Source organism: Polaribacter sp. Hel1_85, assembly GCF_000766795.1.
GTDB lineage: Bacteria > Bacteroidota > Bacteroidia > Flavobacteriales > Flavobacteriaceae > Polaribacter.
The window spans coordinates 442798-455343 of sequence record NZ_JPDS01000002.1 but is presented as its reverse complement, the minus strand read 5'-3'; the positions used below and the strand labels follow the sequence as shown (position 1 = coordinate 455343).

Below are 12546 nucleotides of genomic sequence, written 5' to 3'. Positions count from 1 at the left end.
TAATGGATAAAAATTCACTTTATTTAAAACTGATCAATGTTTTTTTAAGAATTGGAGGAATTGGTAGTAAGTTTTTAATTATTACTCTAATGTCTAAATATTTCGATGTTAAAGTCTTTGGTAATTTTGGATTAATAACTTCCCTTATAACAATTCTTATTTTTGCCCTAGGTTTAGATTTTTACAATTTTAGTATTAGAGATATTTTAAAAACGAGTGATAAACAAAATATTTTAAATAAAGTTATTTCAACTGGGGTACTTTATTTATTTATTTATATTTCATTTATTGTTTTTGGTTATTTTATTTTTAATAACATAGATTATCTAAAACCATTTACTTTTTTGGTAATTTTCTTAGTGATAACAGAACACCTTTCTCAAGAAATTTATAGATTATTAATAGGCTTTAAGAAAGTACTTTTAGCAAACATTCTATTGTTTTTTAGAACTGCGGGATGGAGTGTGGTTGTAATTTATAACTATTACTCAAAAAGTTTAATTACGATTGAGAAAATTTTTAATCTTTGGCTTCTTGCTAATGTTTTAACCATTTTTTATGTTTTAATTTTAACTATAATTAAAAATCATAAAAAAATAAGTAAAACAAATTTAAATTTTGAATGGATTAAAAGAGGTTTAAAAGTGTGTTCTGTTTTCTTTCTTACTACAATTAGTTTAAAAACAATAGAATATGCTAATAGGTTTATAGTTGATTTTTATATGGGAGAAGAGGTTGCAGGTGTGTTTTTATTTTATTCTAACATATCTATTCTAATTACTGTTTATATAAATACTATTGTTATTTCATTTGAATTACCAGAACTTATAACTTCGGTAAATTCACCAAATATAACAAACCTTCTTAAAAAATTTAAAAAATCTTTATTAGTACATACTATTATTTCATCTTTCTTTATACTATTAATTATAAAACCATTATTAATTTGGCAAGATAAAGCAGAATTTGAAGATTATTTACCATTAATGTATTTCTTGATTATTGGTGTTGGGCTAATGAATTATTCTTTATTATATCATTTTAAATTATATATTTACCACAAAGACAAAGCATTGCTGAAATCTATGGTAGTGCCTGCTCTATTTAGCCTATTACTAAGTGTTATTTTAACGTTTTTTTATGGAGTTTATGGTACAGCTTTAGCTTTTGTACTTTCTTGCAGTATCTTGTTTTTTATGCGTTATAATGAAGCGAAAAAAATGAATTATGATTAATATATACATAGGCTTGTCAAAAAATCAAATATCTTCTTATGAAGAAATTATAAAAGAGAACAAGAATAAAGATTGTGAAAATATATTAATTTCTAATAAAACATTAGAAAATGATTCTATTTTATGGAATAAAGTTATTCGTGCTGAACAGTCTTTTAATAATCAGTCAAATGGTACTTTATCTGCAATAAAAAATATTATTGTAAAAATTAAGCAATACAAACTTGTAATTAAAGAACTTTCTATTTACAAGAAAGAAAAAAAAATAACTTTTTATTTTACTTATCTTGAAGATATTTTAACCAATTATCTATTGTTATCTTTTAACAAAAAAATGAAAGGTGTTGTTGTAGAAGATGGAACATTAAATTATTACCCTCATACTATAAAATCTTTATCAAAAAAGAAAGTGTTTTTGAAATGGTTTTTAAGTAATCTATACAATGTTAGGTTTAAATACTACAAAGGGCATTCAAGTGGTGTAGAATTTGAAAAAGTAATTAAACAATATGTAAGAGTTCCAGAACTATCTATGTTTCCTGAGAAATCGGTTAAATTACCTTACCCTACTAGAATATTAAATTTAACAAACACAATTTTAATTATTGGGCAAGAGGGATACATAAGTCAATTTGGTGAAGAAAAATATACTAATAACTTAATTGATTTAACAAGTTTAATTAAATCTATGGATTATTATTCTAATATTGATAGAATATATTATAAGTCTCATAGAAATGGTAAAAGAATTGATATTGGAGTTTTAAAAAAACAGTTTATTAAAAAAGAATTGGTTTATTTAGATTCTGATGAACCTCTAGAAGATTTGTTTTTTAAAAAACTGGGGTCTAAAAGTGTATTTTCTTTTGATTCTAGCGCGTTATTAAATATTTATCTAGAAGCTGAAGAAGAAAAGAAAAAAGAACTTAGTTTTAATGTTCTATTAAGGTATAATAGTCTCTTAGAACCAATTTTTAAGAAATTTGAATTTAATATTTATAGATGATTATTGCGTTTAATATTTTAATTGCCCTTATAGCTATTGTTATCACTCTATACTTTCTAGAAAAGAATCTAGGTCTTTTTCTATTATCTATTATGATATTTGTTCAATATATTTGGATGTTTTTTTCTCTAGTTGTTATAGAATCAGGTGTTCATGTAGTTGAACAAGGGAGAGATGGATATTTTGTTTATAGTAGTTTAGTTTTGTTATTGTTTTTTATAACAACTATTCTTTCATTACTATTTTTTAAACAAGTTTTTACACGATTATTTGAAAACATCAAAGTAACTAAAATTAAATTTGGGAAAATAAAAGAGTATCAAATAATAAGAGTTTTTTTAGGATTTATTTTTTTTATGGCTTTCTTAAACTTACTTTCATCTTCAATACCAATTTTTTCAGATGATGTGTCAAAATTTAATTTTTGGGAACATGCTAGATTCCCTTTTTTGAAATCTATTATAGGAAATGTAATGGCATTTGCCGCATTTGGAACAGCAATACTTTATAAATATTATAAAAAAACATCAATTTTATTTTTTACACTCTATATCTTTTATTTATTATTAATAGGGCAGAAGTTTACTGGTTTTTTTATAGGAATAACAGGTGTTCTCTTAGCGCTTTATTTTACTTCAGAAAATAAAATAAACTTTAAATTAAAATGGGTTTTTAATAAGTATTTAATTCTATTTATTGGAGTGATGTTTTCTTTAGTGCTATACAAATATACAATTAGTAGACCTTTTAGAAGTTTAGGATTAACCCCAATAGAATCTGTTTTTTATAGGTTTTTTGGTCTACAGGCACATGTTTTTTGGGGTGTTACAGAACAGTATGTTTATTTAAATAAGTCTAATACCTGGGATGTTTTAGAGCTTTGGAAAGGAATGCACCATTTAATGTTAGAATTTTGGCCATGGAGATATCAAGATTTTATTTCAGTAACCACAAGGGGAGTAAGTTGGACAAATGCTTACCCATCTATTTTAATTAGAATTTTCCCTTTACCATTAGCATTAGTCGCTAACTTTTTTTTAATTTCATTTGTTTCTTTAATTCAAACCTTATTAAGTATTTTTATTAAAAGGAAGTCTTTATTTATAAGTATTATTTTATTTCAATTATTAATTTGGACTAGTTATGCTTATACAATGGCTTATTTTAGTAAGTTGTTAATACCTTTTTTCTTCATTTTACTCTTTTTTGCTTATAGATTTCTTGTATTATATTCTAAAAAAGAATCAAATGAAAAATAAGATATCATTAAAAATTTCAACTTATTCTTATTTATTGTTGATGTTTTTTTTACCCATTTCATTACTACTAGATAATATTTTTTTAATAATAATGTTTTTGAGTACCCTTTTTAATGTAAAAAAAGTAAGGGATAATAAAGTTACTTATTACCTTTTAGCTTTTTATTTATTTATATTATTTAACGGATTACTTAATTATGAACTTGTTTTAGAAAAAGAAAATTATATTAAATTACTTCCTTTTTTATTGATTCCTTTTTGTCTTGAAAATATAGATAATGAAATAAAATTAAAAGGATTATTTTTTCTTTTCATTAGTATTATAATTATCCAAGTAAATTCAGTTTATGGTATAATTAATTATTATTATTTTACTGAGGGTAAAAAGTATGCATTAAAAAATTATTCAAAAATTAATGAGATATTAAATTATGAGAGACCATATTTAGGTTTTTTTTCAGCATTAAATATTATTATTTGTTTTTATTTTTTTTCAATAAAAAGGAAAAGATTTTTAAGTATTCTGATAGCTGTTTTTTCTCTAATTTTAATTATTGTTATATCAGCAAGATTGGCAATAATTGTTGTTTTTTTTACAGGAGTTATTATTTTTTTTAAAGAAATTAGCAGAAGGAAAGTGATGATAGCTTTATTCGTTTTAATCGGCACGCTTTTAATTGTATTACTAAGTGATAGTTCTTTAAAAGAAAGGTTTAATCAGATTGGTAATGATGCTAGGGTTGTAACATGGAATGGAGCAATTCATTCGTTTAACAATACTAATAAATATGTTTTTGGTTCAGGTAGCGGGCAAAAAACCAGAATTGATTTATTAGAATACTATAAGAATTATGAAGGCTTTATAAGTCAAGATGAAAAAAATAGGTTTATTTCTAAAAATTATAATACACATAATCAGTATTTAAATGAATTATTAAGAGGCGGTTTTATTGGTTTTTTCTTGTTATTAATCCCTCAGATAATATTATTATATTTTAATTTTAAGAAAAATAATGTTATTGGATTAATGTTTCTTATTGCTATTATGAGTTTTAGTTTAGTAGAAAATATTTTAGATAGACAGGTCGGAGTATATTTATATGCATTACTTTTGAGCCTAACAAGAATTACATATAAAGTAAAAGAATAAATGATTAAAATTTTACATGTAGCAACACCAATTGGTGGAGTAGGTGTTTATTTTCGTTATTGTCTAAGTACATCGATAGTACTAAGTTTTCAAATACAATAAGATGTAATAAAAACGAGAAAATCATCAATATAAATAATGATTCTGGAAATAAAATAGACCATTTTCATTGTGAGTTAAAAAGAGAAATACATTTAATTTTCAGGGAAATAATAAGTGAATTTGTTTTTTTTTTAACTTGAGTTATTGAGTTTCAATCTTAAGAAGTAAAATCTTATGGAGATTTTTTAGATTTTTTATCGATTTTAGTACAATATTCTATAAATTTGAAAAAAAAATAAGATTTAAATTGTCTATGAAAAAAGCACTAGTACATGACTGGTTTTATACGAACGGAGGTGCTGAAAAGGTAGTTCATTCCATAGGTAATATTTGGGATAAATTAGATTATTTTTCTTTAATAGATTTTTTAGATAAAAAAGATCGAAATTTTATTTTAAAAGGTAAAACAGCAACAACAACCTACATTCAAAATTTTCCTACTGCAAAAAAAAATCATAGAAAATTTTTACAATTTTTTCCAAAAGCAATTGAATCATTTAATCTTAACGATTACGACGTTGTAATTTCATCATCATCCTCAATTGCAAAAGGAGTTTTAACAAATCAAAATCAATTACATATTTGTTACTGTCATTCTCCAATGAGATATGCTTGGAATTTGTACCATGAATATTTAGAAGATAAAAACTTAACAACTGGGTTGAAAGGGTGGTATGCAAAATATATATTGCATAAACTTAGAGTTTGGGATGTTATTTCTACCAATAGGGTTGATTATTTTGTGGCGAATTCTAATTATATTGCACAAAGAATAAAGAAAATTTATAATAGAGATGCGACAGTTATTTACCCACCAGTTGATGTAAGAAATTTTCAATTAGAGGAAAATAAAGAAAATTATTATGTAGCAGCCTCAAGATTAGTTCCTTATAAGAAAATTCATTTAATTGTAGAGGCTTTTAATAAAATGCCGAGTAAAAAATTAAAAGTTATTGGAGAAGGTCCAGAGTTGTATAAAATTGTTAAATTGGCTAATGGTAATATTGAGGTTTTAGGTAAAAGAAGTCAAAGTGAAATGGTTAAAATCTTACAAAAGTCTAAAGCTTTGGTTTTTGCTGCCGATGAAGATTTTGGAATTTTACCTGTAGAAGCTCAAAGTTGTGGTACACCTGTTATCGCTTTAAATAAGGGAGGGTTAAAAGAGACTGTGGTTGAAAATGAAACGGGTGTGTTTTTTGAAAAACAAAAAACGGCGGATATTATTGAAGCTGTAAACAGGTTTGAAACTTTAAAATTTGATGCTAAAATAATAAGAAAAAATGCTGAGCGTTTTAGCAAAGAAAGATTTGAGAAAGAGTTTAAAGAATTTGTTGAACAAAAAATAAAAGATTTTTAATTTGAGAAATAGATATTCGAAATATATAAAACCTTTATCGATATTTTTTGATTTATTAATAATAAATTCAGTTGTATTTTTTATCTCAGATATTCAGTTTTTAAATGGATTGTTTCTAATTTATATATCATTATTTTGGTTTATATCTTCATTGTTTATTGAATATTATAATATTTTTAGACATACAAAATTATATCAACTTTTTAAATTATTAATAACACAAACCGTTATTTTTATTTTAGGATATTTTACATATTTTGGTTTTTTTAGAGAAGGAGATATTATTAATAATCAAACAAAAATACTACTTACCATTATTCTTTCTTTATGGAGTTTTAAGCTTTTTGTTTTTTATTCAATCAGAGTTTATAGATCTAAAGGAAATAATTATAGAAAGGTAGTTGTTTTAGGAAGTGATTCTTCCACTAAAAAAATTATAGAAACTTTAAAAAAAGAGAAGGAATTGGGATATAAATATCTCGGTTTTTTTTCTAATAAAATTAGAAATAATAGATTGTATTTAGGTACTCTTAAGGAAAGTTTTAATTATATAATTGATAATGAGGTTGATGAGGTGTTTTGTTCCTTAAATGAGTTAAAAGAGGTAGAGTTAAGAAAAATTATAAAATTTTCGAATACAAATAATTTAGTGATAAAATTAATACCCAATCCAAATGAATTATATAATAAAGATGTAAATGCAGAGTTTTTTGGAAATTCTGTAGCTATTTTAAATGTAAAAAAATTACCTCTAGAAATTTTTGAAAATAGAATGTTAAAAAGGTTTTTTGATTTGATGTTTTCAATCTTTATTTGTGTTTTTGTTTTTTCTTGGTTGTTTCCAATAATAATCTTATGTATTAGAATTGAGTCCAGAGGGTCAACAATTTTTAAGCAAAAAAGAGAGGGTATTAATGGCGAAGTATTTGTTTGTTATAAATTTAGGTCTATGTATCAAGGAAAACCTTTAGATATAGGACACACCAAGAAAAATGATGAAAGGATTACTAAAGTAGGTGCTTTTTTAAGAAAAACAAGTTTAGACGAACTTCCCCAATTTCTTAATGTTATTATTGGGCAGATGAGTATTGTAGGGCCAAGACCTCACATGAATGTTCATTCTTTAAAGTTTGATAAAGAAGTTGCTAATTATATGAAAAGAAAATCTGTAAGACCAGGTATTACAGGAATAGCTCAAATAAGTGGATATCGAGGTGAAATACAAAAAAAATCAGATATAGATAATAGAGTTCGTTTAGACGTTTTTTATATAGAAAATTGGTCTTTTTTATTAGATATAAAAATTATATTTAAAACTGCTATTAGTGTTTTTAGTGGTGAAGAGAAAGCATATTAAATAATATGAAAGAAAGATTAGGCATAACTGTATCTATTGTTCTTTATAATGAAGATTTAGAAGAGCTTACAAAAACAATAAATTGTTTTTTAAATATTCCTATCAGTAAAAAGCTTTATTTAATAGATAATTCAGGAAGTAGTACATTAAAACAAAAATTTAAACAAAAAGAGATAGAATACATAACTGTTGGTAAAAATATAGGTTTTGGAGCTGGGCATAATATGATTCTAGATAAAATAAAACTTAACTCAAGATATCACCTAATATTAAATCCTGATGTTATTTTTAGTCCATCGGTTATACCTAATTTAATTTTAGAATTAGGAAAAAACGAAAACATATCTATGATTGCTCCAAAAGTATTATTTCCTGATGGGCAACATCAATATTCATGTAGAAGATATCCTTTAGTTTCGGAGCTTTTAGCAAGAAGGTTTACTTTTTTAAACCCTATATTTAAAAGAAAAATTTTTGAAGGGCAATATAAAGACAGAAATTTAAGTGAGGATTTCTTTGTAGAATATATAACGGGTTGTTTTCACCTTTATAAAACGGATGATTTTGTTAAATTAAAAGGTTTTGATGAGCGTTATTTCTTGTATATGGAAGACGTAGATATATGTAAGAAAATTGATGGTTTAGGAAAAAAGAAGTTATACTATCCTAAAGAAGAAATTATACACGTATTAAAACAAGGTTCCTCAAAAGATATAAAATTATTTTTGCTTCACATATCTTCAGCAATTAAATATTTTTTAAAGTGGGGATTCTAGTTTCCTGATTTTTTTTAAAATATATTTGCACCCACAACAACACAATAAACAATGAATGTACTTATTTTAGGTTCTGGAGGTAGAGAACATGCTTTTTCATTAAAATTAATAGAAAGCGATAAAATTAATAAACTTTTTGTAGCTCCAGGAAATGCTGGAACTGATAAAATTGCAACAAATATTAATATAAATCCTACAGATTTTGAAGCAGTTAAAAAGACTGTTTTAGAAAATAATATTAAAATGGTAGTTGTTGGCCCTGAAGCGCCTTTGGTTGAAGGAATTCATGATTTCTTTTTAGCAGACAATGCCCTGAAAAACATACCTGTAATTGGACCAAAAAAAGATGGTGCTTTATTAGAAGGTTCTAAAGATTTTTCTAAACAATTTATGCAAAAACATGGAGTTCCTACTGCAAAATATAAATCATTCACAAAAGAAAATTTAGAAGAAGGTTTTGCTTTTTTAGAAACTTTAGATCCTCCTTTTGTTTTAAAAGCAGACGGTTTGGCAGCAGGAAAAGGAGTATTGATTTTAAATTCTTTAGAGAATGCTAAAGTTGAACTAGAAGAAATGGTTTCTAACAAAAAATTTGGAGAAGCATCAACTACAGTAGTAATAGAAGAGTTTTTAAAAGGAATAGAATTGTCCGTTTTTGTTTTAACAGACGGTAAAAATTATAAAATTTTACCATCGGCAAAAGATTATAAAAGAATTGGAGAAGGAGATACGGGTTTAAATACTGGTGGAATGGGAGCAATATCTCCAGTGCCATTTGCAGATGATGCTTTTATAAATAAAGTTGAAGAATTGGTTGTAAAACCTACTATTGCTGGTTTACAAAAAGACGGAATTGATTACAAAGGTTTTATTTTTATTGGCTTAATGAATGATAACGGAAATCCTTCAGTTGTAGAGTATAATGTTAGAATGGGAGATCCTGAAACTGAAGTTGTTTTGCCTAGAATAGAATCTGACTTGTTTGATTTATTTGAAGGTGTTGCAAATCAGAACTTAAATGAAAAATCTTTTTCTGTTACAGATAAAACTGCTACCACTGTTATGTTGGTTTCTGGCGGATATCCAGAAGCGTACGAAAAAGGCAAAGAAATGTCTGGTTTTGATGCGCTAGAAGACTCAATTGCTTTTCACGCAGGTACAACCATTAAAGATGGTAAAGTAGTTACAAGTGGAGGTAGAGTTATGGCAGTAACTTCTTTTGGAAACACCATAGAAGAGGCTTTAAAAAAGAGTTATAAAAGCATCAACAAAATTCATTTCGATAAAATGAATTACAGAAAAGATATCGGTTTCGATTTAGTGTAAATACATTTTTATTTGGGCGTTTTAACAGGCTTTCCATTATATCTTTTTTTCAGAAAAAGAAAAAAGGATGCCATTTCAATCCTTAACGCGCTTTTTTAAAAACGAATTTTTAACCTAAAAAAGGAAGTTATATTTAAAAAATTGGTAGATTTAAATTGAATAAAATGAAAACTACCAACAAAAAAATAATAATTGCACCTTTAAATTGGGGTTTAGGTCATGCAACACGTTGTATACCAGTAATAAATGCATTATTAGAAAACAACTTTACACCAATAATAGCTTCAGACGGAAAGGCTTTAAGTTTTTTAAAAAAAGAATTTCCAGATTTAGAATATTTAGCAATCCCGACTTATAATATTTCTTATCATAGAAATTTAAAGTTGGGATTACTTTTTCAAATTCCTAAAATTTTAAAAGCAGTAAAGAAAGAAAAACAAGTAATTGATAATTTTATACAAAACAATAAAGATGTTGTTGGTATCATTTCTGATAATAGATTTGGAGTAAGAAGTAATTTAGTCCCATCTGTTTACATCACACATCAAGTAAATGTTTTGTCTGGAAATACAACTTTTTTAACATCTTATTTTCATCAAAAAATCATTAAAAAATTTGATGAATGTTGGATTCCAGATAATATGAATTCTCAATTTTCAGGAAAATTATCAATTTCAAATTCTAAAATAAACGCCAAATTTATTGGAGTTTTAAGTCGCTTTAAAAAAGAAGAATTACCTCAAAATATAGATGTTTTAGTTATTCTTTCTGGTCCAGAACCTAATAGGACCTTTTTTCAAGATAAATTAATTTCTGAGCTTAAAAACCAATCTAAAAACATTGTTTTTGTTTTAGGTAAAGTTGAAAGTGAGCAAAAAAAGTGGACTTCAGAAAATATAGTTTTCTATAATTATTTACTTACCAATCAGCTTCAAGATAAAATAAATTCGAGTAAAATAGTTGTTTCTAGATCTGGTTATTCTTCTATTATGGATTTAGCAGTTTTAGAAAAGAAAGCTTTATTTATTCCTACTAAAAATCAATCAGAACAAGAATATTTAGCAACATATTTAGAGGGTAAAGAAATTGCTCCATTTTCTATCGTAGAAGATTTTTCAAAAGAAAATCTTTTCAAAATGAAAAAATATATAGGTTTAAAATCGAATGAAACAAAACTGAATTCTCAGTTATTTAGCCTTTTCAAGCGTAAAAGAAAATTCTGAACCTTCACCGTATTTGCTTTTTAAGAAAATAGTTTCATTATGAGCTTCAATAATATGTTTTACTATAGACAAGCCTAAACCAGAACCTCCTTGTTCTCTAGATCTACTTTGGTCTACTCTATAAAAACGCTCAAAAAGTCTAGGAAGGTGTTTTTGTTTTATTCCTTCTCCATCATCTATAACCTTAATAATAAATTTTTGATCATTATAACTATCTATAGTTAAGGTAGTTGTGCCCTTTGGTTTGCCGTATTTAATAGAATTAACCACTAAATTTATTAAAACTTGCTCTATTTTTTCAATATCGCCCCTAACGTAAATTGCAGATTTATAGGTTTTTTCAAATTTTAAAACAATATTTCTTTTTTTTGCTTTCATTTCTAACAAGTCAAATACATTTTGTATTAGTTCTATAATGTTAAAAACGTCGATATTTAGTTTTAAACCCTCGTTTTCTAACTTAGCAATCATATCTAAGTCTTTTGTAACAGCAACCAATCTTTCTACTCCTTTATTGGCTCTTTCTAAATATTTGGTCCTTATTTGTTTGTCGTTTATAGCACCTTCTAATAGAGTTAAAATATAGCCTTGAACTGTAAATAATGGGGTTTTAAGTTCATGTGCTACATTACCTAAAAAATCTCGCCTAAAAGAGTCTCTCTCTGTTAAGCTTTTTATTTCGAGTCGTTTACCTTCAACGAATTTTTCCATTCTTTTAGAAAGTTTTTCAATATCGGTAGTTACAGAATCATTGCGAAAATCGTTTTCATCTAAGATTGAAACCTCTTCGTATATTTTTTTTAAACGCCTGTATATAAAATGTTCTGTTCTGTATTGAATAATGAAAAATGAAATAAAGAATAATGCAAGAATTGAAATAATAACCGTGCTAACTCCAAAATGTTGAACAATGAAAAAGTATGAAATAGCCGCTATAGCTGTAGAGAGTAGTGTTAAGTATAATGCAGACCAGAGTGCATAAGAATATGTTTTCTTTATTTTCATTGAGACAGATGTTTATTTATCTTCGTCTAAAACAAATTTATAACCAACCCCTTTTACAGTTTTAAAGTGATCGTCACCAATTTTTTCTCTCAATTTTCTAATATGAACATCTATAGTTCTACCTCCAACAACAACTTCATTTCCCCAAACTGTATCTAAAATAACTTCTCTTTTAAATACTTTACTCGGTTTTGAAGTTAATAAAGAAAATAATTCGAATTCTTTTCTGGGTAGTGATATTTTTTTTCCAGCTTTATAAACTACATATTCATCTCTGTCTATAACAATATCTCCAATTTTAAAAACCTCTTCGCTTTCTTTTTCAGTTTTTAATCTTCGTAAAAGAGATTTTACTTTACTTACTAAAACTTTTGGTTTTATAGGTTTGGTTATATAATCATCTGCACCAGCTTCAAAACCTGCTACTTGTGAATAATCTTCTCCTCTTGCTGTTAAGAATGTAATAATTACATTTTCTAAAGATTTTATTTTTCTAATTTTTTCACATGCCTCAATACCATCCATTTCTGGCATCATAATATCCAATAAGATTAAATGAGGAATATTTTTTTTTGCAGACTTTACAGCTTCAAGTCCATTAGTAGCTGTGAAAATTTGATAGCCTTCATTTTTTAAATTATAACCTACAATTTCTAAAATATCTGGCTCATCATCAACCAATAAAATTTTAATATCACTTTTATTCATAAAACAGATTAAATAACAACGAATATCAAAAATAGGAATAAT

Annotated in this window: 11 protein-coding genes; 9 read left to right on the top strand and 2 right to left on the bottom strand. The window is 25.7% G+C overall.

Translation table 11 applies throughout. From position 1 onward, the window contains the following. The first annotated feature begins 2 nt into the window (after positions 1-2). From PHEL85_RS09280 to PHEL85_RS09240, 9 genes are all read left to right on the top strand, one after another. Complete coding sequence (locus PHEL85_RS09280; RefSeq protein WP_036824330.1) at positions 3-1235, top strand: lipopolysaccharide biosynthesis protein; 1233 nt, start codon at positions 3-5, stop codon at positions 1233-1235. Continuing rightward, entirely contained in the window at positions 1228-2241 is a 1014-nt protein-coding gene (locus PHEL85_RS09275) for a hypothetical protein (RefSeq protein ID WP_036824328.1), read from the top strand. Before PHEL85_RS09280 ends, PHEL85_RS09275 begins: the two co-directional genes overlap by 8 nt. After that, complete coding sequence (locus PHEL85_RS09270; protein ID WP_162179434.1) at positions 2238-3500, top strand: DUF6418 domain-containing protein; 1263 nt, start codon at positions 2238-2240, stop codon at positions 3498-3500. Before PHEL85_RS09275 ends, PHEL85_RS09270 begins: the two co-directional genes overlap by 4 nt. Beyond that, positions 3490-4650, top strand: coding sequence for an O-antigen ligase family protein (locus PHEL85_RS09265; RefSeq protein ID WP_156109163.1), 1161 nt, complete (start codon positions 3490-3492; stop codon positions 4648-4650). The genes PHEL85_RS09270 and PHEL85_RS09265 overlap by 11 nt, the downstream gene beginning before the upstream one ends. A 355-nt stretch (positions 4651-5005) precedes the next feature. Further along, the gene (locus tag PHEL85_RS09260) at positions 5006-6109 is read left to right on the top strand and encodes a glycosyltransferase (RefSeq protein WP_036824316.1); all 1104 of its coding nucleotides are present in this window, start codon (positions 5006-5008) and stop codon (positions 6107-6109) included. 1 nt (position 6110) lies between these two features. After that, positions 6111-7466 carry an exopolysaccharide biosynthesis polyprenyl glycosylphosphotransferase gene (locus tag PHEL85_RS09255; protein ID WP_052108516.1) on the top strand — a complete coding sequence of 452 codons (1356 nt, stop codon included), beginning with the start codon at positions 6111-6113 and terminating at the stop codon, positions 7464-7466. Positions 7467-7471: 5 nt separating this feature from the next. After that, the gene (locus PHEL85_RS09250; protein WP_036824310.1) at positions 7472-8242 is read left to right on the top strand and encodes a glycosyltransferase; all 771 of its coding nucleotides are present in this window, start codon (positions 7472-7474) and stop codon (positions 8240-8242) included. A 51-nt stretch (positions 8243-8293) separates the two neighbouring features. Further along, positions 8294-9568 (top strand): phosphoribosylamine--glycine ligase, encoded by a 1275-nt coding sequence (purD, locus tag PHEL85_RS09245; RefSeq protein WP_036824305.1) that lies wholly within the window; start codon positions 8294-8296, stop codon positions 9566-9568. 164 nt (positions 9569-9732) lie between these two features. After that, on the top strand, positions 9733-10791 hold the full coding sequence (locus PHEL85_RS09240) for a glycosyltransferase (protein WP_036824301.1): 1059 nt from the start codon (positions 9733-9735) through the stop codon (positions 10789-10791). On the opposite strand, the gene PHEL85_RS09235 is transcribed toward PHEL85_RS09240, so the two are convergent. Beyond that, positions 10756-11796 (bottom strand): sensor histidine kinase, encoded by a 1041-nt coding sequence (locus PHEL85_RS09235; RefSeq protein ID WP_036824298.1) that lies wholly within the window; start codon positions 11794-11796, stop codon positions 10756-10758. The two genes, PHEL85_RS09240 and PHEL85_RS09235, sit on opposite strands and share 36 nt — an antisense overlap. A 12-nt stretch (positions 11797-11808) precedes the next feature. Continuing rightward, complete coding sequence (locus PHEL85_RS09230; RefSeq protein WP_036824295.1) at positions 11809-12504, bottom strand: response regulator transcription factor; 696 nt, start codon at positions 12502-12504, stop codon at positions 11809-11811. Between the last annotated feature and the right edge of the window lie 42 nt (positions 12505-12546).

Bases quoted from the DNA above. Each gene is read 5' to 3' on its own strand.
- PHEL85_RS09280 (WP_036824330.1), top strand. From the start codon at position 3: ATGGATAAAAATTCACTTTATTTAAAACTGATCAATGTTTTTTTAAGA.
- PHEL85_RS09275 (WP_036824328.1), top strand. From the start codon at position 1,228: ATGATTAATATATACATAGGCTTGTCAAAAAATCAAATATCTTCTTAT.
- PHEL85_RS09270 (WP_162179434.1), top strand. From the start codon at position 2,238: ATGATTATTGCGTTTAATATTTTAATTGCCCTTATAGCTATTGTTATC.
- PHEL85_RS09265 (WP_156109163.1), top strand. From the start codon at position 3,490: ATGAAAAATAAGATATCATTAAAAATTTCAACTTATTCTTATTTATTG.
- PHEL85_RS09260 (WP_036824316.1), top strand. From the start codon at position 5,006: ATGAAAAAAGCACTAGTACATGACTGGTTTTATACGAACGGAGGTGCT.
- PHEL85_RS09250 (WP_036824310.1), top strand. From the start codon at position 7,472: ATGAAAGAAAGATTAGGCATAACTGTATCTATTGTTCTTTATAATGAA.
- purD (WP_036824305.1), top strand. From the start codon at position 8,294: ATGAATGTACTTATTTTAGGTTCTGGAGGTAGAGAACATGCTTTTTCA.
- PHEL85_RS09240 (WP_036824301.1), top strand. From the start codon at position 9,733: ATGAAAACTACCAACAAAAAAATAATAATTGCACCTTTAAATTGGGGT.
- PHEL85_RS09235 (WP_036824298.1), bottom strand. From the start codon at position 11,796: ATGAAAATAAAGAAAACATATTCTTATGCACTCTGGTCTGCATTATAC.
- PHEL85_RS09230 (WP_036824295.1), bottom strand. From the start codon at position 12,504: ATGAATAAAAGTGATATTAAAATTTTATTGGTTGATGATGAGCCAGAT.